22 protein-coding genes and 1 pseudogene are annotated in these 24,744 nt (G+C 38.5%); 9 read left to right on the top strand and 14 right to left on the bottom strand.

The features are described from left to right. Positions 1 to 1,929, bottom strand: a complete 1,929-nt coding sequence (gene thrS, locus Xish_RS15420) for a threonine--tRNA ligase (RefSeq protein ID WP_099118592.1) — start codon at positions 1,927 to 1,929, stop codon at positions 1 to 3. 348 nt (positions 1,930 to 2,277) lie between these two features. Beyond that, a complete protein-coding gene (locus Xish_RS15415; protein WP_099118591.1) occupies positions 2,278 to 2,529 on the bottom strand; it encodes a hypothetical protein in 252 nt (83 codons plus the stop codon). Between the two features lie 285 nt (positions 2,530 to 2,814). Between Xish_RS15415 and Xish_RS15410 the strand changes: the two genes are divergently transcribed. Further along, the gene (locus tag Xish_RS15410) at positions 2,815 to 3,912 is read left to right on the top strand and encodes an ISAs1 family transposase (RefSeq protein WP_099116261.1); all 1,098 of its coding nucleotides are present in this window, start codon (positions 2,815 to 2,817) and stop codon (positions 3,910 to 3,912) included. Here the strand turns inward: Xish_RS15410 and Xish_RS15405 are convergent. From Xish_RS15405 to Xish_RS15390, 4 genes are all read right to left on the bottom strand, one after another. Further along, positions 3,877 to 5,169, bottom strand: coding sequence for a hypothetical protein (locus Xish_RS15405; RefSeq protein WP_099118590.1), 1,293 nt, complete (start codon positions 5,167 to 5,169; stop codon positions 3,877 to 3,879). The genes Xish_RS15410 and Xish_RS15405 overlap by 36 nt on opposite strands. 34 nt (positions 5,170 to 5,203) lie before the next feature. After that, positions 5,204 to 6,469, bottom strand: a complete 1,266-nt coding sequence (locus tag Xish_RS15400; protein WP_099118589.1) for a hypothetical protein — start codon at positions 6,467 to 6,469, stop codon at positions 5,204 to 5,206. A gap of 355 nt (positions 6,470 to 6,824) precedes the next feature. Then, positions 6,825 to 7,922: an ISAs1 family transposase gene (locus tag Xish_RS15395; protein ID WP_099116261.1), complete on the bottom strand. Its 1,098-nt coding sequence runs from the start codon at positions 7,920 to 7,922 to the stop codon at positions 6,825 to 6,827. Between the two features lie 92 nt (positions 7,923 to 8,014). Beyond that, positions 8,015 to 8,755: a hypothetical protein gene (locus tag Xish_RS15390; RefSeq protein WP_099118588.1), complete on the bottom strand. Its 741-nt coding sequence runs from the start codon at positions 8,753 to 8,755 to the stop codon at positions 8,015 to 8,017. Between the two features lie 300 nt (positions 8,756 to 9,055). Between Xish_RS15390 and Xish_RS15385 the strand changes: the two genes are divergently transcribed. Then, positions 9,056 to 9,817 carry an IS5 family transposase gene (locus tag Xish_RS15385; protein ID WP_099118587.1) on the top strand — a complete coding sequence of 254 codons (762 nt, stop codon included), beginning with the start codon at positions 9,056 to 9,058 and terminating at the stop codon, positions 9,815 to 9,817. A gap of 17 nt (positions 9,818 to 9,834) precedes the next feature. Here Xish_RS15385 and tnpA read toward each other — a convergent pair whose 3' ends face one another. Continuing rightward, positions 9,835 to 10,269 carry an IS200/IS605 family transposase gene (tnpA, locus tag Xish_RS15380; RefSeq protein ID WP_099118586.1) on the bottom strand — a complete coding sequence of 145 codons (435 nt, stop codon included), beginning with the start codon at positions 10,267 to 10,269 and terminating at the stop codon, positions 9,835 to 9,837. A 318-nt stretch (positions 10,270 to 10,587) separates the two neighbouring features. Between tnpA and Xish_RS15375 the strand changes: the two genes are divergently transcribed. Next, the gene (locus tag Xish_RS15375; RefSeq protein WP_099116568.1) at positions 10,588 to 11,472 is read left to right on the top strand and encodes an IS982 family transposase; all 885 of its coding nucleotides are present in this window, start codon (positions 10,588 to 10,590) and stop codon (positions 11,470 to 11,472) included. Here Xish_RS15375 and Xish_RS15370 read toward each other — a convergent pair. The 4 genes and pseudogenes from Xish_RS15370 to Xish_RS15355 all read right to left on the bottom strand — a co-directional run bounded on the left by Xish_RS15370 (position 11,469) and on the right by Xish_RS15355 (position 14,130). Then, positions 11,469 to 11,717, bottom strand: coding sequence for a hypothetical protein (locus Xish_RS15370; protein ID WP_141553989.1), 249 nt, complete (start codon positions 11,715 to 11,717; stop codon positions 11,469 to 11,471). The two genes, Xish_RS15375 and Xish_RS15370, sit on opposite strands and share 4 nt — an antisense overlap. Positions 11,718 to 11,769: 52 nt before the next feature. Beyond that, a pseudogene (locus Xish_RS15365) lies at positions 11,770 to 12,807 on the bottom strand (IS630 family transposase). A gap of 80 nt (positions 12,808 to 12,887) precedes the next feature. Continuing rightward, the gene (locus Xish_RS15360) at positions 12,888 to 13,787 is read right to left on the bottom strand and encodes an IS982 family transposase (protein WP_099116351.1); all 900 of its coding nucleotides are present in this window, start codon (positions 13,785 to 13,787) and stop codon (positions 12,888 to 12,890) included. Between the two features lie 94 nt (positions 13,788 to 13,881). Then, a complete protein-coding gene (locus Xish_RS15355; protein WP_099118584.1) occupies positions 13,882 to 14,130 on the bottom strand; it encodes a hypothetical protein in 249 nt (82 codons plus the stop codon). A 34-nt stretch (positions 14,131 to 14,164) separates the two neighbouring features. Between Xish_RS15355 and Xish_RS15350 the strand changes: the two genes are divergently transcribed. Further along, a protein-coding gene (locus Xish_RS15350; RefSeq protein ID WP_099118583.1) for an IS5 family transposase occupies positions 14,165 to 14,966 on the top strand; the annotation gives its coding sequence in 2 pieces (ribosomal slippage) (positions 14,165 to 14,428 and positions 14,430 to 14,966; 801 coding nt in all). Between the two features lie 420 nt (positions 14,967 to 15,386). On the opposite strand, the gene Xish_RS15345 is transcribed toward Xish_RS15350, so the two are convergent. After that, the gene (locus Xish_RS15345) at positions 15,387 to 17,816 is read right to left on the bottom strand and encodes a hypothetical protein (protein WP_099118582.1); all 2,430 of its coding nucleotides are present in this window, start codon (positions 17,814 to 17,816) and stop codon (positions 15,387 to 15,389) included. 536 nt (positions 17,817 to 18,352) lie between these two features. Further along, the gene (locus tag Xish_RS15340) at positions 18,353 to 19,033 is read right to left on the bottom strand and encodes a transglycosylase SLT domain-containing protein (RefSeq protein WP_099118581.1); all 681 of its coding nucleotides are present in this window, start codon (positions 19,031 to 19,033) and stop codon (positions 18,353 to 18,355) included. Between the two features lie 302 nt (positions 19,034 to 19,335). Between Xish_RS15340 and Xish_RS15335 the strand changes: the two genes are divergently transcribed. The 5 genes from Xish_RS15335 (at position 19,336) to Xish_RS15315 (ending at position 23,919) form a co-directional block, all read left to right on the top strand. After that, the gene (locus Xish_RS15335; RefSeq protein ID WP_099118580.1) at positions 19,336 to 20,250 is read left to right on the top strand and encodes a metal ABC transporter substrate-binding protein; all 915 of its coding nucleotides are present in this window, start codon (positions 19,336 to 19,338) and stop codon (positions 20,248 to 20,250) included. Further along, a complete protein-coding gene (locus Xish_RS15330; RefSeq protein ID WP_099118579.1) occupies positions 20,247 to 21,158 on the top strand; it encodes a manganese/iron ABC transporter ATP-binding protein in 912 nt (303 codons plus the stop codon). The genes Xish_RS15335 and Xish_RS15330 overlap by 4 nt, the downstream gene beginning before the upstream one ends. After that, positions 21,155 to 22,030: a metal ABC transporter permease gene (locus Xish_RS15325; protein ID WP_099118578.1), complete on the top strand. Its 876-nt coding sequence runs from the start codon at positions 21,155 to 21,157 to the stop codon at positions 22,028 to 22,030. The genes Xish_RS15330 and Xish_RS15325 overlap by 4 nt, the downstream gene beginning before the upstream one ends. After that, the gene (locus Xish_RS15320) at positions 22,027 to 22,923 is read left to right on the top strand and encodes a metal ABC transporter permease (RefSeq protein WP_099118577.1); all 897 of its coding nucleotides are present in this window, start codon (positions 22,027 to 22,029) and stop codon (positions 22,921 to 22,923) included. The genes Xish_RS15325 and Xish_RS15320 overlap by 4 nt, the downstream gene beginning before the upstream one ends. Before the next feature lie 132 nt (positions 22,924 to 23,055). Next, positions 23,056 to 23,919 carry a fructosamine kinase family protein gene (locus Xish_RS15315; RefSeq protein WP_099118576.1) on the top strand — a complete coding sequence of 288 codons (864 nt, stop codon included), beginning with the start codon at positions 23,056 to 23,058 and terminating at the stop codon, positions 23,917 to 23,919. A 148-nt stretch (positions 23,920 to 24,067) separates the two neighbouring features. Here Xish_RS15315 and Xish_RS15310 read toward each other — a convergent pair whose 3' ends face one another. Next, the gene (locus Xish_RS15310; protein WP_099118575.1) at positions 24,068 to 24,625 is read right to left on the bottom strand and encodes a YniB family protein; all 558 of its coding nucleotides are present in this window, start codon (positions 24,623 to 24,625) and stop codon (positions 24,068 to 24,070) included. Positions 24,626 to 24,744: the final 119 nt, after the last annotated feature.

Below are 24,744 nucleotides of genomic sequence, written 5' to 3'. Positions count from 1 at the left end.
TTATTCCTCCAATTGACGAAGATTACGACTGCGTATTTCTGTCAGCAGTTTTTCTGTAAACTCGCTGACAACAATGCTACCTAAATCTTTGCCGCGGCGAGTACGAACGGATACTTTTCCTGATTCGACTTCTTTATCACCACAAACAAGCATGTAAGGCACACGACGCAGAGTGTGTTCACGGATTTTAAAACCAATCTTCTCGTTTCTCAAGTCTGCTTTTGCACGAATGCCTGCATCTTGCAATTTTTTAACCAATTCCTGTACATAATCTGACTGGCCATCAGTAATATTCATAACAACGACCTGCTGAGGTGCCAACCATGTTGGGAAAAACCCAGCATACTCTTCTGTCAGGATACCGATAAACCGCTCCAGCGATCCCAGAACCGCGCGGTGAATCATGACAGGAATCTTACGTTCGTTATTTTCACCTACATATGACGCGTTCAAGCGTGCTGGTAGTGAAAAATCGAGTTGCACAGTACCACATTGCCACGCACGATCCAAACAATCATATAGGGTAAATTCAATTTTAGGGCCATAAAATGCCCCTTCGCCCGGCTGGTATTCAAATTCAATACCGTTTCGGGTTAATGCTTCAGCAAGATCAGCTTCTGCTTCATCCCACTGTTTTTCCGTACCAATACGCTTTTCTGGGCGAGTTGATAATTTAACAACAATCTTCTCAAAGCCAAATGTGCCGTACACATCGTAAATCATTTTTATACAACTGCTGACTTCTTGAAGGATTTGATCTTCGGTACAAAAGATATGTGCATCATCTTGAGTAAAGCCACGTACACGCATCAAGCCATGTAAAGCACCAGATGGTTCGTTACGATGACAGCTACCAAACTCAGCCATACGTAACGGTAAATCACGATAGGATTTCAATCCTTGGTTAAAAATCTGAACATGACCTGGACAGTTCATCGGTTTTACACAATATTCACGGTTTTCCGATGAAGTTGTGAACATATTCTCTTTATAGTTTTCCCAATGCCCTGTTTTTTCCCACAGAATACGGTCCATCATAAATGGGCCTTTTACTTCCTGATATTGGTACTCTTTGAGCTTCATGCGGACGAAAGTTTCTAATTCACGGAAAATTGTCCAACCATCATTATGCCAAAACGCCATGCCTGGCGCTTCTTCCTGCATATGATATAAATCAAGCTGCTTACCAATTTTACGGTGATCACGTTTTGCTGCTTCTTCCAAACGCTGCAAATAGGCATTAAGTTGTTTCTTATCAGCCCACGCTGTACCATAAATACGCTGCAACATTTTGTTGTCACTATTGCCACGCCAATATGCACCTGCAACTTTTTGCAGTTTGAAGTGATGGCAGAAACGCATGTTAGGAACATGTGGTCCACGGCACATATCAACGTATTCTTCATGGTGATACAGACCTGGACGGTCATCACGACTAATATTTTCGTCCAAAATTTGGATCTTATACTCTTCACCACGAGCCGCAAATATGTCACGCGCTTCTTGCCAGTCAACCCTTTTCTTGATGACATCGTAATCTTTTTTAGCAAGTTCCAGCATACGTTTTTCAAGCAGCTCGATATCTTCCTGCGTCAAAGAGCGCTCTAAATCGACGTCATAGTAGAAACCATTGTCAATAACAGGACCGATAGCCATTTTCGTATCAGGCCACAATTGTTTAATTGCATGACCCAACAAATGTGCACATGAGTGACGGATAATTTCCAGACCTTCTTCATTTTTGCTAGTGATAATAGCAAGATTGGCATCGGTCTCGATTAATTCACAAGCATCAACTAATTCACCATTAACACGGCCAGCGATACATGCTTTTGCCAAACCAGCACCGATATCACGAGCCACATCCATTACGGAAACAGCATGCTCAAATTGACGTTGACTACCATCAGGAAGAGTAATTACAGGCATTTAAAATCCTTATATACAGTGGTGACCCGCACGAAAGATCACTTGCATCAAATCAAACTTATTATTAATCAGCACGTTAGAAACAAATTCTTGCTTCACTCCGCAAGATGTGTACAAATTTAAGGATTCAATTTCAAAAGCATCCGGTACATTTGCCCTAACTCGCCCGACATACTATCACACAGAATGTGCGTTAAAATAGCTCTGTAAGAAGCTATTTTAACTACCTCCGTACAAATATATTATTTAACGTAAATTGGAAACTGCAATAATTAATAAAAAGGCTGTATCTATATATTATGCTAGATATTTTTAATATAGACACAGCCTAATTACAATTAGTTAATGTTAATCAGATGTCATGATTTCATTTTCCCAATAATTACTATGTATCTTTTCATGAGTAACTGAATCAATAATATAATATTCAAAGTAGATCTTTCCTGCCCCTCCGGTCACATATCCTTTCACATCATTAAGTTCTGGTGAATCAATTTTAACAATGACCGTCGACAACTTTCCTCCTGGCTTATCTGGAATATGAGGAGCAACAACTGGAAATACCTTATTAAAATTCTGATTCGCTGATTCAACATACATTCTTAAATATATTTCTTTACCCCAGAGAGGATAAGAGAGATCATCTTCATCATTAGTACATAAAATTTTTACATATAACTGACATCCACTTACAGCATAATTAGATACATCTCTTTGAGTAATATCCTCATGGTTTGGTTTTTCTTCATCATCAGACAGGGTGAGATCTCATATATTTAGTAAGGCTATTTAGGTTAAATAAAGACCAGAATATAACTTCTTATAGCTCTTTCTCTCATTAAAACGATAAGATCACGCTATTCCATAAAAATAGCGATCGTAATAATGAGTATTTTTAACTTTATCAGTAAGATCGATGACCCGCGTTCTGATATCAATAAAAAGCATGAGTTAATGGATGTGATTTTTTTGGCTTTTGCAGCCGTGTTATGCGGGGCTTCTGGCTGGAAAGCGATTCAAGAGTTTGGTGAGATACAAATTGAGTGGCTTAAAAAATATACGCGCTTTACTCATGGCATTCCTCGTCGTCACTGTATTGCTAATATTATCAAAATGATAGAGCAGGATGCACTGGTTGAAGCCTTTTATGACTGGATCAACCAGCGCCGGGTCAAGGCAGGGAGAAGCCTTATCGCTATTGACGGAAAAACGATGAGAGGCACTTGCAAAGGCACCCTGTTTGAAGCCCTCCATGTGGTCAGTGCTTATGATGTCGAGTCCGGTGTTGCCCTATATCATCGGGTCGCAGAAAGTAAAGGGAAAGAAGGCCCAGTCGCAAGGCAACTCATTGAATTATTGGCGCTTGATGGGGCTGTAGTCACGATGGATGCCCTGCATTGTCAGAAAGAAACCCTTGAGTTAATTACCCAACGAGGCGGCGATTTTATTGTGGGTGTCAAAGGTAATCAAAAAAGTCTGGCTGAGTTTGTTAAATCCCATTTTGCTGCACATTATGAAAGTCATGAACTTGTTGAATTTACAGAAAAAAGCAGTGGTCATGGACGAGAGGAGTTCCGTCATGTTATGCAAATTAGTGCGACGTTGTCAGAAGAATTTCAGGCAAAATGGCCTTCAATACAATCGGTTATCGAAGTGGTCAGTGAACGAAGTGTGAAAGGCCACCCCCCTCACCGTGATTCACGCTGGTATGTCAGTTCACTCCCTTTAGATGCGGAGCTAGCGGCCACGGCAATAAGAAAGCATTGGTCGGTGGAAAATGAGCTGCACTGGGTTTTGGACGTCACTTTTCGGGAAGATGCAATCTCGCTGAAAGATCCTGATGGGGCGGCACAAATGGCCCTTTTTAATCGAATTGCATTAAATGTGATTAAACAAAATACCAGTATAAAGGACAGTCAGGCCGCTAAACGCCGAAGAGCAATGTGGTCAGCGGAATTCCGTAGTCAGCTTATATTTGATTAAACTTAATACAAAGTGGAATCCCGCCCTGGCATCATCAGAGTGTTCAAGTTTAGTATCTTGCTTTATATCAGCAAAACTTGAGAAAATCACAGGCATATTATATGTTCTTTTGACACTATCATTAGGCGTGGTGAGTTCACTTCCTATATATGTAACATCTCGAACATCTGAATACATGCTATTACCAAAATCCGGTGCTATTATATAATAAAGCATTGAGTCTTTCCCAGATGGGAAAATGTCTCTTCGGATCAAAAATGTATAATTATAATCTTCTGAATCCATACCCCCCAAAACATCGGAAATCTTTTGGACTGGAAATATTAACCCTTCTGGATCAAAAGAACCATCTTTCTTTTTTTTGTTGAAAAATAGAATATTATCTGTCCTGGATGCATTAGGATAGGAATCAATCTCTGCTTCAAAAAATTGGCGTCCATCGCCTTCTAATGAATCTCCTTCTAGCTCAGGGATATCTGGCGGATTAAGTGAGTCTTCATTGCTGGGTGGGATAACAGAAATCATATATATGCGCCCAGAATGATATTCAGCAACTCCTTCAACTTGACTGATTAAATCCATAATAGCAGGTGTATCCATAACTGGATAAACACGGAAATTTACTTTTCCATCCTTATCACTATTAATAATTATTTGAGTTTTACCCTCATATTTCGTTGGTTTGATAATTTGGTGTTTTTGACCTACTCCATCAGGTTTGGAAGTAATTATGATGTTTCTTTCTATATCCTCATTAATCTCAGAATAAATATTGATGGGAGTATTTTTAAGTAATTGACCATTAGCATCAAATAATATCGTATCATAACTTATATAATGTTCCTCATTATCATCTATATCGTTGTTATTTGGTGTCGCACAAATACTTTTATTTTTCTTCAATTGGATTGAACTTTTAACCAAATCCCTTGCATAATATTTTATTACCTTATCAATACCTGTGAGTGTAAAATGTATTTCTTCTCCCGCCGTTATTGAACCGCTTCCTTTAACAGTACATGAAATAACCATATTATATGATTTACTATTTTGTTGGGTATTAATTTTTTTAATTATCTTTATACTTTCAAAACCCTTAGAATCCTTTATTTCTATATTAAGGGATTGAGATATTTTTCCTTTTGGTATTCCTATATCAAGGTAAAATTTTTGACCAATAATAATGTCAGCACCATTTTTAACAGATAAATTTAAATCATTATCTGACAAAATCAGATCTTTATCACCTTCCAACATATTTCACCTCTTTTATAATTCTTTATTGATGAAGTTAGCATATACCAGACCAAGTTTTACCGTCAGAGCAAGCATCCCCGGTAACTTCTCCTCCTGGCCGTACTGTATAAACATTGGCTTGCCAAATTTTGCCATAAGAAATATCCCCATAATAATTAACTTGAAAGTCAAGATAAATATCTCCATTTCCTATATGACCAACATAGCTAAAAGGAATACCAAACAGTAATGTTGCTGTATTACTATTATCACCATCTGGTTGAGTTGGCATTATCTTTACTTTAGATTGGTAAATGGTATTGGGATAATTATTAACATATAAGTTTAATGTCACCTCAGCACCAAGTGGAACTTTTGTTTTATTTTTATAATCACTTGTTCCAATTATCTTAACGAATAACGCTTCATGATGTGAATTATTACATTTATTATCTATATCTTTTTCATGAATTGTATCATGAATAATGTTTTTATCATCATGACAACCATAGCTATTGTAAACTATACAACTATCATATATTCTTGTTAAATTATCAATTGGCTGATTATACCCTCCTCCAGGATATATTATGCCTTGTGGATATGAAGATCGTACTGTTCTCAACTTGTCCACAACAGCATAAGAAAAATTGGCAAGCTCATTCGCCTTAAACATATTATAAGGGAATATCACATAGCTATCATTTCCTAATTCATTAACCTCTTGAACAAAAAATAACTTTTGCACATATTGCTTGTTAATAAAAAATAGTATTGTGTCATTTCTCTTAGCACCAGGATAATTTTGGATTAAAACGTTAAAGGTATTCGAATTAGGATCTACCAACAAGCTACTATTATCCTCGCTTATGACAAGTGGAGGAAGATTCAAGTCTTCTTTATTGTTATCTACAATATACACTTTGTTTTTTGAAGATATACGGTCTGTTATATCCAATACCATAGAATCAACTTGAAATATCACTGATGTTGATTTTTTAGGATAAATATAAAAAATCAATTCTCCATTTTTATCTGAAGTAATAGAAAAGTATTTTTGTTCAGAAGAAAGGCTTTTAATTTCGACAAATTTTTCTTTATCGGAATGATAAATACTAACCAATCCAAAATAAGCACCCTCTTTCTCAAGGATATCAACGGAAACATTTGGTAATGGTTTTCCTTCTTTATTTTTGATTAATGCAACTGCCTTAATACAATCACCATTAGGTGGAGTGCTATCATAATCTAATATTTGCAAGAATTCTTTTTCAAAATATATTGATATGGATCTTTCATCGATTGATAGATTATTTTTCATATCATTTCCTTATCTTAAGGATTTTTATTATATCAAAATACAATAATTGATAATTTATTTATAAAGAATCACATCCATCATTATCATCATGAGCCTGGCTTGGTAATACAGTATTAATTTTGGTAGTCCATTTTTTGCTATACGTTTTAGAACCATCACTATTTTCGATATAATAATCAAAAGAAAGTGTCCCTAACCCTTTGGAGAATGAAGGCCCAGCTCGATTAATGTCACAGTATGGGATATTAACTATAACATGGCCTGTTTGTTTTCCCGAATCAGCAGTAGATAACGAAAACTGGTAACTCTTATGAGTATTTCTGGATGCAGGGCGGGATTCCACTTTGTATTAAGTTTAATCAAATATAAGCTGACTACGGAATTCCGCTGACCACATTGCTCTTCGGCGTTTAGCGGCCTGACTGTCCTTTATACTGGTATTTTGTTTAATCACATTTAATGCAATTCGATTAAAAAGGGCCATTTGTGCCGCCCCATCAGGATCTTTCAGCGAGATTGCATCTTCCCGAAAAGTGACGTCCAAAACCCAGTGCAGCTCATTTTCCACCGACCAATGCTTTCTTATTGCCGTGGCCGCTAGCTCCGCATCTAAAGGGAGTGAACTGACATACCAGCGTGAATCACGGTGAGGGGGGTGGCCTTTCACACTTCGTTCACTGACCACTTCGATAACCGATTGTATTGAAGGCCATTTTGCCTGAAATTCTTCTGACAACGTCGCACTAATTTGCATAACATGACGGAACTCCTCTCGTCCATGACCACTGCTTTTTTCTGTAAATTCAACAAGTTCATGACTTTCATAATGTGCAGCAAAATGGGATTTAACAAACTCAGCCAGACTTTTTTGATTACCTTTGACACCCACAATAAAATCGCCGCCTCGTTGGGTAATTAACTCAAGGGTTTCTTTCTGACAATGCAGGGCATCCATCGTGACTACAGCCCCATCAAGCGCCAATAATTCAATGAGTTGCCTTGCGACTGGGCCTTCTTTCCCTTTACTTTCTGCGACCCGATGATATAGGGCAACACCGGACTCGACATCATAAGCACTGACCACATGGAGGGCTTCAAACAGGGTGCCTTTGCAAGTGCCTCTCATCGTTTTTCCGTCAATAGCGATAAGGCTTCTCCCTGCCTTGACCCGGCGCTGGTTGATCCAGTCATAAAAGGCTTCAACCAGTGCATCCTGCTCTATCATTTTGATAATATTAGCAATACAGTGACGACGAGGAATGCCATGAGTAAAGCGCGTATATTTTTTAAGCCACTCAATTTGTATCTCACCAAACTCTTGAATCGCTTTCCAGCCAGAAGCCCCGCATAACACGGCTGCAAAAGCCAAAAAAATCACATCCATTAACTCATGCTTTTTATTGATATCAGAACGCGGGTCATCGATCTTACTGATAAAGTTAAAAATACTCATTATTACGATCGCTATTTTTATGGAATAGCGTGATCTTATCGTTTTAATGAGAGAAAGAGCTATAAGAAGTTATATTCTGGTCTTTATTTAACCTAAATAGCCTTACTAAATATATGAGATCTCACCCTGTTTCTGGATGTTGGTGTTTTAACATAAACATTCAAACATCCCTTGCTACCAAGTTGTGGTAGATTTTTATTATTTTGATCATTAGTTCCCATAATCACCACATACAGCCCTGTTACCCCCTTAGCGCTTTGACCAGGTTTTTTGTTACTATTTATCATGCTTAGAATGATGCCATGCCACTCAAAAGTTTCATTTTCCTCACTATATACATCAATGGGTAGTGTTGCATGACTGGTATATACTTTAACTTTATCGTAGACATCTTCGTTAGATGAGTCGTTACCAATATACTCTAATGTAATTGGGTAAGATTTCCTCACCTCACCTTCTACAGAAGAAATAAGATAATAAAACTCAACCCGCTTGTTAATGGGCAATTCACTGTATAACAAGCTAAAAGCTTCATTTGATAACTCATTAACATTATTAACCTTATATATAGGTTCAAGTAATTTTGGTTTATCATGTAAGTCACGGCTTATAAAAAACAGAATTCCATCTGTGGTATAAGCAGGCTGATAAGCCGGTATTTGGACATGAAAATTTTTTGAAGAAGAAGACGAATCTTGTTTAATTATATTACCTTCTCCCATTTCTTGTATCGTTGGGCTACCGAGTTCAAATGGGATATTATGAGGAGAATTAATGATATATAGAGTATAAGTTTGAGTAAAGCCAGTAACATTAAGTATTGCCGTTGTCAAATCAAGCCTGACTTGTGTATATTTTATTGGATAGATACGGAATCTAACTTTTCCTTCTGAATCATAACCACCCGTATAACGGGTGGTTTGCTCTTGCCCTATAAGGGCTTGTTACCGACTGCGCCTAAATGACGCTGCTTTCTCTTCGTTCAAGCTAAGTGTCTTTGCTGCTTTGGCCTACCCCTTGAAGGGGTCTACATGCTCTTTACTAGGGCGTGTTGATGTTTTGTGAGGGATTATTAAACAGCATGATGATTTGGTATAATTACTTTCGCCAAAAAACAACCAGACCTCACCATCATGCCGCGAACTATGTTAACAGATCTCCAATGGAATAAGCTATCTGCGTTAATGCAACATGCGGGTTGGATTTATCACAAACCTGAACACCGTTTGACCGTTGAAGGCATTCTTTACCGAATGAGAACGAGCGTTCCCTGGCGCGATTTACCGCCAGAATTCGGCAAATGGAATAGTGTCTTTCAACGTTTCAATGCGTGGTCAAAGAAAGGGGTTTTACAGCTCATTTTCAAGTGGTTATCTGGGGTTGCTGATAGGGAATGGTTGTTTATTGATGGGAGTATCGTCCGTGCTCATCAGCACAGTGCCGGAGCGGCTTCAGATGATGATGAGGCGATTGGCAAAAGTTGTGGTGGACGTTCAACCAAAATTCATTTGGCCGTCGATAGTTATGGCTTGCCTGTTCATTTTGAATTGTCCGGGGGACAAGTGCATGACATTGTTCATGCTGAAAGTTTAGTCGAGCAATCGCCCCCTTCGGACTTTGTGATAGCTGACAAAGGGTACGACAGTCAGGCTTTCAGAAATCATATTGAACAGCAAGGAGCAACGCCGATTATTCCCTACCGGAAAAATAGCCGAAAATCGGATAAACAGATTGATAAATGTTTATATCGTTATCGTCATTTGGTGGAGAATGCGTTCGCTAGGGTTAAACATTTTCGTGCAATAGCAACAAGATACGATAAGCTTGAACGGAATTACGCCAGTATGTTGGCTCTGGCGTTTATCATTGTCTGGTTGCCCATGTGGGCTGAATGAATTATGACCTTAAAACATCAACAGACCCTACTCAATTTATCCGAGATTAAATCCGACTTTTCTTGCTCTCTGATATACTTTTGAATTGTCGCTTCATTTAGCCCTACCGTACTGACATAGAACCCTTCCGCCCAAAACTTTCTGTTGCCAAATTTATATTTTAAATTGGCGTGTCTATCAAAGATCATCAACGAACTTTTACCCTTCAAATATCCCATAAAGCTTGAAACGCTTAGCTTTGGTGGAATACTCACCAACATATGAACATGATCTGGCATGAGATGACCTTCGATTATTTCCACACCTTTATACTTACAAAGGTCTCTGAGGATCTCTCCCACACTTGAACGAATATTATTAAAAATCACTTTCCGTCTATATTTCGGCGAAAAGACGATATGGTATTTACACAGCCACTTTGTATGCGCTGAGCTTTGTGCTTTAATGCCCATAAACACCTTTCCTTATTTGAGTTACGAGTATTAGCTTGAACATCTATATCGTAACGGAAAGGTGTTTTTCTTGGTATAACCTTTGAACTCCACCCGCAAAGCGGGTGGTTTTATGTTTAAGACGCTAACGCGACTTAAACTGGCTAAAGCCATAATAAAATCAATCTTATTATAGGATTGAAGTTCAATAGGTTGAGATGATTTATCATCTGTAGCAAAAATAACTAACCCGAATTCTGGATAAGAAATTGACGAGAAGCCTGTTCCAGGAGCAAAGTTTTGGTGCACACCGAAAACAACTCCGAGGGGGAACAGGCTATGGACAAGTTAGTTGAAATTTTCTGTGATGTCGATGATTTTTGCCGTTTTTTCATTCCTCAATGGGAACAATTTTGCCTTGAGAGTGGGCATCGTTTACGCCGCCGACAAGGTCATATGTATCCCAGTGAAATCATGACCATTTTGATCCTTTTTCATATGTCGCATTACCGTGATTTTAAAAATTTTTATTTGAAACATATTTGGCAATACCACCACCGCGACTTCGCCACTTTACTCAGTTATACCCGTTTTATCAGCGTTGCCCCTTCCGTTTTGGTGCCATTATGCAGCTATCTGACTCAATTAAAAGGGAAACCCACAGGCATTGCTTTTATTGATTCCACCAGTTTGAGTGTCTGCCATAACATTCGCATCCCTCGACATAAGGTCTTTGCGGGGATCGCACAGCGTGGAAAAAATTCAATGGGATGGTTTTATGGTTTCAAATTACACTTGGTTGTCAATCATCAGGGGGAAATTCTCGCGCTTAAAGTCACGGCCGGTAATGTGGATGATCGGGAACCGGTTCGCGAATTAACCACAGAATTAATGGGTTCTCTTTACGGCGATAAAGGTTATCTGAGTCAGGAATTGGCGGACGATTTAGCCAACAGCGGTGTCACTTTCATCACGAAAAAACGGCGTAACATGAAAGCCCGTATGCAAGCTGAGTGGGATAAGATAATGTTAAAAAAGCGTTTTATCATTGAAACGATTAATGGACAATTAAAATTAATTTCTCAGATAGAGCACTCTCGCCACCGAAGTATAAGAGGATTTATGTTGACCGTTTTAGGTGGACTGATCGCTTACTGCCTTAAATTGAAAAAACCATCACTGAAAGTTTTCTACTCAGAAGACGCTGTTCCAATGATGGCTTAAGCAGAATTCGGGTTAACTAGACTTAATTTTTTGGGTTGTGGAGAAGAAATAGTTACGGCAACATTTTTCAATGGTTCACCATCATCTCCAGTAATTGTCGAACTAATCAAAATATATTCACTATTGGGATCATCAATATTGTTATCAATGGTTGGTGTTACCAAATAATTTTTATTATGTTCAAGTAAGATAGTTTTATAAGGACTGAATTTCTTTGCCGTATAGGTGATATTTAATAGTTTCACTTCTGGTACATCTAAACCTGAATTTGAAATCGCATGAACACTATATACCAATCTAACTTGAAGATGCAGGTTTTAAAATCTGAAAATTATCCGTCAGTCGAGTCGTGAGCTCTTTCGCTTTTTCTGGCAAAGTGACATGAAAAAAGTGACGAAGAGTTTCACGGAAGGTCTTCGCATCCGGAAAATAGATATTGTTACGCACTTGCTCATTCATATACTTCCACAATCGCTCTATCGGATTGAGGTTTGGGCTGTAAGGTGGGAGGTAATGCAATTCAATATTCAGGACATACGCAATATCTTTCACCAACTCGGCTCGATGGTAACCCGCTCCATCCAAAATGAGGTGGATTTTTTGCGAAAGCGGGTAAGTTTCTCGGAGCGCACCGAAGAAATAGGCGATATTTTCGGCATTGATGCGCGGATATTCACGGATCACGGTGTCTTCAATCCGTTGTAAATTCAGGGCGCCCAGAATATTGAGACGGGTACGACTGCCGGTGGTTTCGATCCCTTTTACCTGATTTTTTCCTGCTTTCATCCAGCCATAGCTGAGCTTTGTGGACTGTGAAGGATGCACCGCATCAATAAATAGGATCGGTTCATTCTGCCCCGCTTCCTCTTTCAGCGCCTTGTAGTCATCAATAAATTGTTACTGTTTGTGCGCATCGAATTTATGAGGAACACCCTTGGGTTTTTTATAGCTGAAACCTTGGCGGTGAAGCCATTTTGTCATTCCGCCCACGCTGAAAGAAACCTGCCAACGGGCTTGGACATAGGCCACAATTTGGGTTGTGGCATGCATCAAATTGGCGGTCAAATAATCAATCAGGTCGGCGGTTTGTTCGGCAGAGAGATGGCTTTCAGAGCCGCCATTTTCTGGGGTGAGCTTTTCCTGCGCGATAAAATCTTTCAGGTGACGGCTGACCGTACTTTCATGAATACGCAAGGCCTGTGCAATCATCTGAGCAGTCCAACCTTCTGAGGTCAAAAGCACCGCCTTAATGCGATCACAGACTCGACTGTCGCGAGTAGTATCATGCATCAATTCAAGGGCGTGTTTTTGTTCTGGTGTCAGATGAATTTTCATGGTTGCAAGCATGATCTGGTTTGGATAAGAAATCAAGCATCTTCAATAGCGATTGGTATAATTTAACGCGATGCTCGACTTTAACACCCTATAACCTTGGCTTGTTGGAGCCAGTCGCGTTGATTTTTTCCTTGTTTAAAATTGGCAAAAATACCCAACGTGTGAGAAAGCAGTTTTCTGGCTATTCGATTACTCAAGTGCCACAAGTCCCGTGCCCAGCACTTTTCGATAGCAAATTGCCCGGCGAGTTGGCCAATGACGGTTTCAATTAAACGTCGCCTGGCATTAATGCGCTTTCTCGTCTCTCTGGGGACAGGGTCATCCATATTGGCACGCACCGGGGTTATCATTTCAATGCCTTCTTTTTTCATTTCTTGTTTAAATTCAGTACCTAAATACCCTTTATCACCCAGCAAATAGCCTTTTATCGGGCCGATTACATCCCAGGTTGCTTCACGCTCACTGACATTGGCGGGTGTCAGCGTAAACCCCGTTACCACGCCGGTTTCATCTATCATAAGATGCCCTTTAAAGCCGTAGTAAGTTTCGTTTTTGGCGGCGCAGTACCCATAATCGGCTTGTCCTTTAAAGTTGGCACTGCCTTTTGCTCTTTTGAATCCACAGACGGACAGCGGAAATCCGTCGATAATATGTACCGGCTTGTCGAACGCGCCCAATAATCTCGCCAGCTTTTCTTGCAGTTTTTGTTTGACAACCCAAAGATTAGAGGCTTGTTTGGCAAAGTTAGCGCGTGAACCTAACCCCGGAAACCATGCGCGCCAGTGGGTACAAAAATACGTCCAAATGCCTTTATCTGTTGAAAATCCTAAGAATTCACCAATCACTTCCATCGCGATGACTTCCGCATCACTCAACTTAGGTGGGATCCCCCGGCTCCTCAATCGTGTGCCTTGCTGTAACGCTGTTAAATTATCGTCTACCCAACAAAACACCCAAATGATAAAATCTTGCTGTGACATAGCCCTTGTTCCTTTATTTCTCTCAGTTTGGCGACTTAAAGTTATAAAGGAGTGGCTATGTCATTTCAACTCACCTCGAAAGTCGAGCATCGCGTTAATTTATTAATTTTTCTGGCAAAACATTACTATTAGCACTCAACAGAAATATCGCACTTCCTCCAGTTTTATCTTTTGTGGGTGTCCAATTAACATAGCGTATTACTTCAACTACCGTTGGATCATTTGTTATTGAAATATCCTGAATATCTTCAATCACTTTTGGATCGGCCATAAGCGTAACTGTTAGAGCACATTCGGAATCTTTTTTGAACGTAATTGTTTTTCCTGTATTCTGTCCGCCCAAATAAGATAAGTGCCTATATAAGTGACCTGCTGGAATGAGAAAAACCTACCCGAGTGATATCAGCCGAGAAGCCTTTCAAAAAATTGAACCCTTGTTGCTCAGCAGCCGAAAACGTACGCGTCCTCGGAAAGTCGATGTGTATGAGGTGTTTTGTGCCCTGCTGTATATCCTCAAGAGCGGTTGTCAGTGGGATATGCTCCCCAGTGATTTCCCCAGCAAAAGTACCGTGTATTACTATTTCAAACTCTGGAAAGAGAAACCGTCAGAAACAGAACCTAGCCTGCTGGAGCAGGCATTAAAAAAATCGGGTTGGCGAGGCCCGTATCAACTCTGGTCGGAACGCTAACACGACGTTTGTGATCGTCGACGCACAAAGCGTTAAGAACACAGATACAGCGCGTGAGAAAGGCTATGATGCCGGTAAAAAAGTGTCTGGCATCAAACGCCATATCGCGGTAGATACTCAAGGTTTACCTCACGCAATAACCATCACCACGGCAAATGTCACGGACAGAAAAGGGGCACAGGAGGCTTTTACGCGGCACAAAAAGTCACTCAGTTGGGTGAAAAATGTTTTAGCCGATGGCGGTTATACGGGAGAAACCTTCGCTGAGAACGTGCATCATATACTCGGCGCGACTGTCGAAATTGCCAAACGTAGTGAATTGCATACTTTCCAGGTGATACCCAAGCGATGGGTTGTCGAACGTTCATTTGGTTGGCTGGAAAAATGTCGACGATTGTGGAAGAACTGTGAGAGATATTTGAATACCAGCCTTCAGTTCGTCAATCTGGCATTTCTCGTCGTGTTGTTGCGCAGAAAAAATACTGAATAGGCTGTTAGATAAACAGATTGACCAATAATAATATCTGAACCATCAGGAATAGATACACAAAGCTTGCCTGGTAAGCAAGATTCTGATAATTTTATTATATTGTTTTCAATATTCATTTTTCACCTTGGAATCCATAATAGTTTAGTTAATATATGCCTGTCATCATTTAAGATACCTGATATGTAACTCAAATTAGGCATACTAACAAACATGCAAATACATTTAATGTCAGTAAAAAATAGCCTATTTAACTAATGCATGATACTGCATGAAGTGAGTACTGTATTAAGAATACATCTAACGCATTAAAGTTTTCGCCTTAGAATTAGTTGAATATTTATTCTTGATGATATTCCAAGCCATAATATAGACTTGGAATATATAATACTGGAAACATCAATGTATAATTTTATCTATAAATTAAGATGAACACCCATAATAGTCATCATCATCATATTCATTTGGATCCATAGTGTTAATATCAACCTTCCAGGTTTTGCTGTGTGTTTTTTCTCCAGTTACTGGATCTGTTATTATATAATAATCAATATACAATCTTGAAGGATTATAACCGTCTATAGGCAGTATTCCTTTAAGGAAACAGAATGGAATAGTAACTATTTTATATTTAATCGTACCATCTTGCTTTAGATTATTTAAATCAAAATTATACTCTTTAGATACCAGACCCTTGGAAGATTTTATACTCACCTTCACTTTACCATTCTGATTAGGCTGCGGTAAATTTTTTATAGTAGAAGTACCTGCCGCTTCTATCAATACATATAATCCTGCACTATTGCTATTATCCTTACCTTCACCGAAAACAAGACCTTGACTTATTAGGTCAAAAATTACGGCAGATGATTCAGAAACTGTGCCACTTCTATTACTCGGTTTGATGGGAAAATCTGCATAAGTAGAATATACAGTAACTTTATCATATACTGCGTTTTTATTTCCACTAGGAGAATCTTCATCCTGAACATATTTCACATTAAAAGATTGGGAATATCTGGCTTCCCCTTCTTGGGATATCACCATATAGTATAACCCACCGAGTTTATTCGGCTCTAATTGATCATATGTGAAGGGAAAAGGTGTGTCTTCTAATTTATCTATATCTCCAGTTCTATACGTAGGGGACAGTAATGTTTTTCTATCTGTTCCATCATATTCAGTAAAAAATGCAAGAACATCTGTTCCGTAAGCACCATCATATGGGTTAATTTCTACATTAAAATGAGTTCTCCCAAGTAGTTTTTTAAGTATCCCACCCTCCTCTATTTCATTAATAAATGGACTATCTAATTGACGATTTTGTGAGTTATCAGGAAAAATACACATTGATGCTGTATATGTATCTCTTGTTAAATTTTGTATTGATGCTAAAAAATCAATTCTTGCTGGTTTACCTTTTTGAGGATATGCACGAAATTTTATCTTACCATTTTCATCACTATTTAAAGTGATGAAATATCTATGATCACCTTTTCCTATAGGAGTGATAGGAGTAATGGGATTAACATCACCTACTTTTGGCTCATGAGTTATATTTATTATCTCAGATCCAGGAGAAAGTTGATCTCGGCGCGTTGAAATAATAACCTGAGTGTTCTTTATCGGATTATTATTAATATCATTAACTATTCCTTCATATATATTATAGTATTTACCAGTTATCGGATTATCCGTTTTTGGCAATCTTATAAACTCATTATCAGTTTTCAATGTAATTATTTCTTGCGGAAGGTTTTTACTAACTTTATATGAAACAGGTAAAGGGTCAACATTATTTACCGTGCTTTTTCCATCTATTTTATAAGCCACAACTTTAAAAGGAATATCTGTAATAGAATTATTTCTATCTACCGTTAGTAATAGTATAGAACTACCATAGTTTTCTTGACCAACACTCACAATATAAAATGGCTTATATATAATTTGATGAATAGAATTCGATGCATCTTCTATTTTAATTGTAGATATTTCACGCAGTGTTGATGGATCCGCTTTAATAGTTACTTCTAAATAAATAGACTGACCATTGAAAACGGTAGAACCGTCACCAAGTGATACCTTAATAGGATACTTAGTTGGAGGCGCAGGTAAATTAAGCTTTTGCCCTTCAATCTCAAGATGTAACTCTCCTGAATACTCAACAACATTACCAGGGGTTCTTTCTACTGCAAAGTACAACGTTGCTGTATCACCAATAGTGTCAATAAATTCCAGACGAGGAATATAGAATGTCATCGGCATGACTTTATTTACTGTCTGAACTGGTGGTTCATATGTAATATCATTACGACGCCCTTTCCATAAAACCCTGACAGTATGTCCAGGAGCCATTCCTTCATAAACCGGCACAATGACTTTCAACTGATCTAACCGATAATAGTCATCTTTTGTCAGCAAAGTACCTTGTTTGCCTGTGGCCTCTGGAACACTAGGACTATATTCAGATAATCTAGATGAATCAAAAAATATAAGATTTATATTCGTTGGTGGTGACTCACGTTCATTACCATGACTTATTATCTTATACTTAGCTTGATAAGCACCATATTTAGAAATTTCATCCACAGGAAATAGTAATATATATGGGGATGTATGTAACGTACTTGGGCTAACAAAATATGGTCTGTTTTTTATAACCACACTATGATCATCACCTAAAAAAAGATATCCTTCTATTTCATCACCAGTCATAGCATCATTATATCTTGGTACCTCTATTAATATGTATTCAGTATTTGTTATACGCAGATCGTGTATATTAATGGTATCGGTTCCATGTGCCTGTGGAAATGTAGGGAGGGAGAGCGTTATATCTTCTAAAATTTTCATGCATCACTCCTTAATTTAGTGTTTTTAATATATAATTTCAGAGCATAATTAATTTTTAATTTACTAAAAAACTCTTATAGAGATGATTACTTTTAATTTCCCATCTAAATATTACAGTAACACATTAATATCGTTAAAAAATTTTTTCGTAATTCTATATTGCTATCATTTATAGTCATGCCATGCATTAATTTCTTGCTAGTAGCTTTAATATAATAAAACACCCTTAATGGGTTATAGGTAAGAATAAAAAAACAAATGCTATTTGACATATAAAATGCCCTTTCCACCCAATTAATTCAAATTACTTTTTTTTATCGACTGATAACCATCAATTATCATGAACGGTTTTAATCAAAATTCACTAATCAATAGTTCCTGTAAAAAGTTTATTGCAAAATTATAATATCTATGATTTATAAAAACAGTTTTGCACAGTAGCATTATTAAAAATGACAATGAATTATTCAATTTTACTCAACAAGCAAAAAATGTAGATTGCAAAGTTCATTTTAATGCAAACCTACAGATTGCAATTAATAAGTTACACCTAAAGTACGATAAGCATTTTTTACTTTCCATAAATAACGCGGAGCCTGTGGCGCAGGATGGTTATTCTGGATATATTGATAAAATTCATTCGGTGTCATTCTATTAATTTTATTAATTGCCAAAGTCCGGTTTGCATCAAACGTTCGCAACAATGCCCCTGCACCATTTACATAGGCAACTATCGTTGCATAGTACAGTGTTTCTGGATTGGAGATACCGTCCAGATGCTGTTTTTTCAAGATGCTGATATAGGCAGTACCAAGATCGATGTTAGTTGCAGGATCTTTCAATTCACGCATGGTTGGTTGCCCTGATTTTCCTTTCACTCGGTAAGCATCTCGCCCAGCCGTAGACGCCTTAATCTGCATTAATCCAACGGCATTCGATTTACTAACGACCTCTGGGCGAAAATCCGATTCCACTTGAATAATCGCCTTGATAAGATTTTCATCAACACTATAACGTTTTGCGGCTTGCGCAATAAAATCATCAAATGGGGTGGATTTAAACCTATTTGTCAATTTACGGGTACCAAAAGCAGCCTTATTGCCATCAAGCATGCGTTTTGCTGTTGTTTGTTTATTACTGTCTGATTGATATACTTGCTGGTTTGCACATCCTGACAATAACAGTGCCACCGCAATGTAGCGGAATTTTAATTTCACGCTGCTTCCCCTAAATAAAATTAACCCTATAAAGCATATATAATTTTACTGGTAAACCAAAAATATTTTTCTATCGTTTATCAAAATAAATTTCTTTAGTGCCAATGGTTAACGGTAGACAAGTAGATAATATGTTGTTTTTTATTCGTATGAAACATGTCATTGCCATATCAATCAGTAGAGATTTAAGGAGTGCCTATCGCATTTATCATCAATTTCGTTCTCTATCACCTTGACTTTACATAAATGATACTGATAATCATTATCAATAATTATATGTACAACAAGTAAGGTTTACCATAATGAATAAAAAACGTTCTTTCCCTGCTTTTGCAATAGTCAATCTGATCCTTGTTCTATTCACAACAGTGTTATTCAGCCAACAAGCTCATGCAGATAAAAAATTCAGGGTGGTTACAACATTTACTATTATTCAAGATATGGCTCAAAATGTCGCAGGAGACGCTGCAATTGTCGAGTCAATCACTAAACCTGGTGCGGAAATCCATGATTATCAACCCACTCCCAAAGATATCATCAAAGCACAGCGTGCAGACCTTATCCTTTGGAATGGCTTAAATTTAGAACGCTGGTTCGAACGCTTCTTTGAAAACATGCAAGAGATACCTGTTGCTGTTATCACCGAAGGTATTACGCCTTTACCGATCCGTGAAGGTCCTTACAATAAAAATCCTAACCCTCATGCTTGGATGTCACCAAAGAATGCGCTGATCTATATCGAAAATATCCGTAAAGCTTTTGTCAAATACGATCCTGAGAATACCGAAATTTATAATCGTAATGCCAAAGCTTATGCAGATAAAATAGCTCAATTGGATGCGCCTCTTAGAGAGCGTCTTTCTCGTATTCCTGAAGAACAGCGCTGGCTGGTAACCAGTGAAGGCGCTTTCAGCTATCTCACACAAGACTATGGTTTCAAAGAAGTCTACTTATGGCCAATTAATGCTGAGGAACAAGGTTCCCCACAACAGGTTCGCCGTGTCATTGACACAGTAAGGGCCAACAAGATCCCAGTTGTTTTCAGTGAAAGCACTGTTTCAGATAAACCAGCAAGACAAGTCAGTAAAGAAACAGGCGCACGTTACGGCGGAGTACTCTATGTAGATTCCCTTTCCACGCAAAAAGGACCCGTTCCAACTTATATTGATCTACTTAACACGACTGTAGACACTATTGCAAAAGGATTTAATCAATGAAGCGCTTATCGTTAAACCACCAACCGTTATTTGAGCATCCTCATTTAATTGTGGATAACGCTACTGTCACTTACAACAATGGGCATACTGCTATCTATGATGCCAGTTTTGACATTACCGGCGGCACAATTTGTGCTTTGGTAGGTATGAATGGCAGCGGTAAGTCCACATTATTCAAAACAATTATGGGATTAATAACCCCTTCACAAGGAAAAGTATCCCTCAACAATCAACCTATCAAGACTGCATTAAAACAAAATATCATCGCATATGTTCCTCAATCTGAGGATGTAGATTGGAATTTTCCGGTTCTGGTCTCCGATGTCGTAATGATGGGACGCTATGGAAAAATGGGTTTTTTGCGCCGCCCTAGCAAGCGTGATCATGAAATTGTCAATAAAGCCCTTGAACGTGTAGGACTGGCAGAATTACGTGATAGGCAAATTGGTGAACTTTCCGGTGGTCAGAAAAAACGGGCATTTTTAGCCCGCGCATTAGCTCAAGAAGGGAAAGTTTTACTCTTGGATGAACCTTTTACCGGAGTGGACGTTAAAACAGAAAATGCCATTATTGACTTACTTCGTGACTTACGTGACGAAGGGCATTTGGTCTTAGTGTCAACGCATAACCTTGGCAGTGTGCCTGAATTCTGTGATCACGTTATTTTGATCAACCGCACAGTGCTTGCAAGTGGCCGAACTGAAAACACGTTTACTCAAAAGAATCTCGAAATTACCTTCGGTGGCGTCTTGCGTCATATTAATCTTTCCGCACCTGAACTGCATAAAGATGATGATCCACGTTCGCTGACAGTCATCACCGATGATGAACGTGCCGCCGTCTTTTACGGGCATAATCATCATATTCCACCGCGGCAAAACCCCAAACAAAAGGAAAATCAACCATGATGGAACTGATTTTACAACCATTCAGTTACAACTACATGGTGAAAGCCATGTGGGTAAGTGCCATTGTTGGGGCTGTTTGTGCTTTCTTATCTGCTTATCTGATGCTAAAAGGTTGGTCGCTGATGGGTGATGCCCTCTCCCACTCTGTTGTACCCGGTGTGGCAGGTGCATATGCTCTCGGTTTACCTTATGCTGGTGGTGCTTTTTTTACAGGGATGCTCGCTGCATTATCAATGACATTGGTGCGTCATATCACTCGGTTACGTGAAGATGCAGTGATAGGTTTTATATTCTCCACTTTTTTTGCCGTCGGATTATTGATCGTTTCTTTAAACCCTACATCCGTGAATGTACAAACCATTATTTTAGGCAATATTCTGGGAATTGCTGATGAAGATGTTTTACAAGTTGAAATCATTATTGCAGTTTCCTTCATTACCTTAATGGTACTTTGGAAAGATCTATTAGTTGTTTTTTTTGATGAAACTCATGCTCGCTCTATTGGCTTATCACCGCTACGGTTGAAAATCATTTTCTTCACTTTATTAAGTGCCTGCACTGTTGCTGCATTACAGACAGTAGGCGCTATCTTGGTTATCGCAATGGTTGTAACACCTGGTGCAACCGCTTATTTGTTAACAGATAGATTTAAACATTTATTGATTATTGCCGTCGCCATCGGTTCACTCACAAGTGGTATTGGTGCGTATGTGAGTTATTTCCTCAATGGTGCAACTGGGGGAGTCATTGTCACCATGCAAACAGTGATTTTCTTATTTGCATTCTTTTTTGCTCCTAAGCATGGCATGTTGGCCTCTCGCAGACGAGCCAGAAAAGAATCTCTGGCATTGATTCAGGAACAACGCCCATGAACACATTTATTGAATTAATTACTGAACCTTTCATGCATGAGTTTATGCGACGAGCCATCTATGCTGCCATTATGGTAGGCGCTGTTTGTGCTGTACTTTCCTGTTATCTGGTCTTAAAAGGTTGGTCATTGATGGGTGATGCTATTTCCCATGCTGTTTTGCCAGGTATCGTGCTCGCTTTTGTAGCGGGCATACCACTTGCAATAGGTGCTTTTCTTTCCGGTATATCTTGTGCATTCGCTACAGGGTATCTAAAAGAGCATAGCCGAATCAAAGAAGATACCGTCATGGGGATTGTTTTCTCAGGTATGTTTGCATTTGGGTTAGTACTGTTTACTCGTATAGATACGGATCAACACCTGACACACATTTTATTCGGCAGCATACTCGGTATTACCCAGCATGAATTGCTCCAAACACTGTGCATTGCAGGGATCACTCTGGCTATTGTGTTACTAAAGAGAAAAGATTTCATGCTCTACTGCTTCGACCCCAATCAGGCACGAGTGGTTGGTCTTCCCGTAAAACTTCTCCATTACGGGTTATTATCGCTGTTGGCTCTAACAATTGTCGCATCTTTACAGGCCGTCGGTATCATTCTGGTCATTGCGATGTTAATTTCCCCTGGTATTATTGCTTTTATACTTTGCCGGAGCTTTGATCATATGCTGATTGTAGCAATGGTTGCTTCTATATCATCCAGCATACTTGGAACAATCATCAGCTTTCATATTGATGGTGAAACAGGCCCATGTATCGTAATCATTCAGGCAGTTTTCTTCACTATTGCACTTATTTATGATCAAATAAAATTAGCTTGCAAAAAAGCAAACAAAGGAATGCTTGAAAAAATTTCTTCCCAAGAGGCACCAATTCCAGAAAAGTCAAATTAAAAAATAATAGAGTGCCATATCAAATTTGAGATATGGCCTTATTAATTCCTATTAAAATTCTTTTTATCCTGTTCAAATGTTACATCTGTCTGTAATATAAACATAGCAATTGTCAACTTAATGAGGTGAAGCATGTGGCAAACAGTGAGCCATCTATTAAGTGAGCATTTTGGTGACGCTGAAATTCACGATAAAGAGGAGTTGGCAGGAGGAGATATTCACCGTGCCTGGCACATTAAATATGGTGAACAACATATCTTTATCAAATCCAATGTGAAAGAAATGCTGTCAATTTTTAAAACAGAGGCAGAACAACTGGAACTACTGGCGCGTAGCAAAACAACCCGTGTTCCCGATGTTTATGGTGTAGGTCACGACCGCGACTATAGCTTCCTGTTGCTGGAGCATTTGCCTATAAAACCATTTAACGCGCATAGCGCGTATCTTTTTGGTCAACATCTCGCAAGGCTACATCAATGGAGTGAGCAACCTAAATTTGGTTTTGATTTTGATAACATGCTGGCAACCACCATACAACCTAACGGATGGCAAAAACGCTGGGATCATTTCTATGCCGAAAAACGCATCGGATGGCAGTTGCAACTTGCTGCTGATAAGGGAATGATATTTGGAAATATTAGCCAAATTGTTCAAGTAATCAGTGACAAACTACACAATCATCATCCCCAACCTTCTCTCCTGCATGGCGACCTATGGCCCATGAATTGTGCATCGTTGGACGATAATTGTGCTGTCACTTTTGATCCTGCCTGCTATTGGGGAGATCGCGAATGTGATCTGGCGATGCTGCCACTTTACCCAGATCTTCCTTTACAAATATTTGATGGTTACCAGAGTGTCTGGCCATTGCCTAAAGATTTCCTTGAGCGTCAACCTATTTATCAACTTTATTATTTGTTAAATAGATGTAATCTTTTCGGTGGAGAGAATTTTACTTTAGTACAAAAGATAATTGATAAACTTTTATCTGAATAGGTATGGGAGAGACTGATTAGTATCATATTTAGTTACTGATAGTTACCCAATTAATCAAAAAATTTATTATATTAAAAATATGAATTTATTTTAGACCAAGCGCTATATAGAGCATCCTTGCGCTGTTATTAACTATCATTTAGTGACATTACCACTCTAAAAATCTAAATAAGAAATAAGCAATTGTACCGATAACAATGGGTGATATATAAAGGATAAAAACCTGACTGAATAAAGAATGACGGGGAAATTCAATTTTAGCCACCAACTGCTCCTTGGTTATTCCACTTTTCTGAGCGTGTTCAAAGAGCATTTGATCTTCAATACGTTCTTTGATGAATTTAAACTGACGATATATTCTCAAACCAGACGCACTCATTGCCAAACCCACAAACATCAGAATATAAATGACAAGAAAACTGACATTTTCCCCAGTGATTCCGGCTATACGATCAGGAGTTGGGGAATTTTTCCAGAAAAAATCCAAAAATGGTGTATTAAATTTAATCATTTCTGTCAGCATCTGAAGAAAATCATTCAATACCGCGTTAACACCACCTCCCCCAATACCATCACCTTTAACACCATGCCGCCATGCGGCTAGATTAATCACTGAGACAAAAGTTGACAACAAGGAGGGTACAAAAATAATCCAGCCCAGGATTCGCTTAGCGATAGCTACATACCTAGCTTGTTGATACGTCATTACATTCTCCATTAGCATAAATAATTTTATTTTTTACTCAATAATAGCTCATAAAGAGCCAACTTTAATCCTATTTACGGGGTTATTATCTTACCGATGAAACTATCGTTTTCTTTGCT

Origin of the sequence: Xenorhabdus ishibashii, assembly GCF_002632755.1 — a bacterium.
GTDB classification, from domain to species: Bacteria; Pseudomonadota; Gammaproteobacteria; order Enterobacterales; family Enterobacteriaceae; genus Xenorhabdus; species Xenorhabdus ishibashii.
The sequence above is the reverse complement of the archived record's forward strand: the minus strand, read 5'-3'. Positions and strand labels throughout refer to the sequence as shown.

What these genes read in the sequence shown, in the direction of transcription:
- thrS (WP_099118592.1), bottom strand. Translation starts at nt 1,929, where the DNA reads ATGCCTGTAATTACTCTTCCTGATGGTAGTCAACGTCAATTTGAGCAT.
- Xish_RS15415 (WP_099118591.1), bottom strand. Translation starts at nt 2,529, where the DNA reads ATGTATGTTGAATCAGCGAATCAGAATTTTAATAAGGTATTTCCAGTT.
- Xish_RS15410 (WP_099116261.1), top strand. Translation starts at nt 2,815, where the DNA reads ATGAGTATTTTTAACTTTATCAGTAAGATCGATGACCCGCGTTCTGAT.
- Xish_RS15405 (WP_099118590.1), bottom strand. Translation starts at nt 5,169, where the DNA reads ATGTTGGAAGGTGATAAAGATCTGATTTTGTCAGATAATGATTTAAAT.
- Xish_RS15400 (WP_099118589.1), bottom strand. Translation starts at nt 6,469, where the DNA reads ATGAAAAATAATCTATCAATCGATGAAAGATCCATATCAATATATTTT.
- Xish_RS15395 (WP_099116261.1), bottom strand. Translation starts at nt 7,922, where the DNA reads ATGAGTATTTTTAACTTTATCAGTAAGATCGATGACCCGCGTTCTGAT.
- Xish_RS15385 (WP_099118587.1), top strand. Translation starts at nt 9,056, where the DNA reads ATGCCGCGAACTATGTTAACAGATCTCCAATGGAATAAGCTATCTGCG.
- tnpA (WP_099118586.1), bottom strand. Translation starts at nt 10,269, where the DNA reads ATGGGCATTAAAGCACAAAGCTCAGCGCATACAAAGTGGCTGTGTAAA.
- Xish_RS15375 (WP_099116568.1), top strand. Translation starts at nt 10,588, where the DNA reads ATGGACAAGTTAGTTGAAATTTTCTGTGATGTCGATGATTTTTGCCGT.
- Xish_RS15360 (WP_099116351.1), bottom strand. Translation starts at nt 13,787, where the DNA reads ATGTCACAGCAAGATTTTATCATTTGGGTGTTTTGTTGGGTAGACGAT.
- Xish_RS15345 (WP_099118582.1), bottom strand. Translation starts at nt 17,816, where the DNA reads ATGAAAATTTTAGAAGATATAACGCTCTCCCTCCCTACATTTCCACAG.
- Xish_RS15335 (WP_099118580.1), top strand. Translation starts at nt 19,336, where the DNA reads ATGAATAAAAAACGTTCTTTCCCTGCTTTTGCAATAGTCAATCTGATC.
- Xish_RS15330 (WP_099118579.1), top strand. Translation starts at nt 20,247, where the DNA reads ATGAAGCGCTTATCGTTAAACCACCAACCGTTATTTGAGCATCCTCAT.
- Xish_RS15325 (WP_099118578.1), top strand. Translation starts at nt 21,155, where the DNA reads ATGATGGAACTGATTTTACAACCATTCAGTTACAACTACATGGTGAAA.
- Xish_RS15320 (WP_099118577.1), top strand. Translation starts at nt 22,027, where the DNA reads ATGAACACATTTATTGAATTAATTACTGAACCTTTCATGCATGAGTTT.
- Xish_RS15315 (WP_099118576.1), top strand. Translation starts at nt 23,056, where the DNA reads ATGTGGCAAACAGTGAGCCATCTATTAAGTGAGCATTTTGGTGACGCT.
- Xish_RS15310 (WP_099118575.1), bottom strand. Translation starts at nt 24,625, where the DNA reads ATGACGTATCAACAAGCTAGGTATGTAGCTATCGCTAAGCGAATCCTG.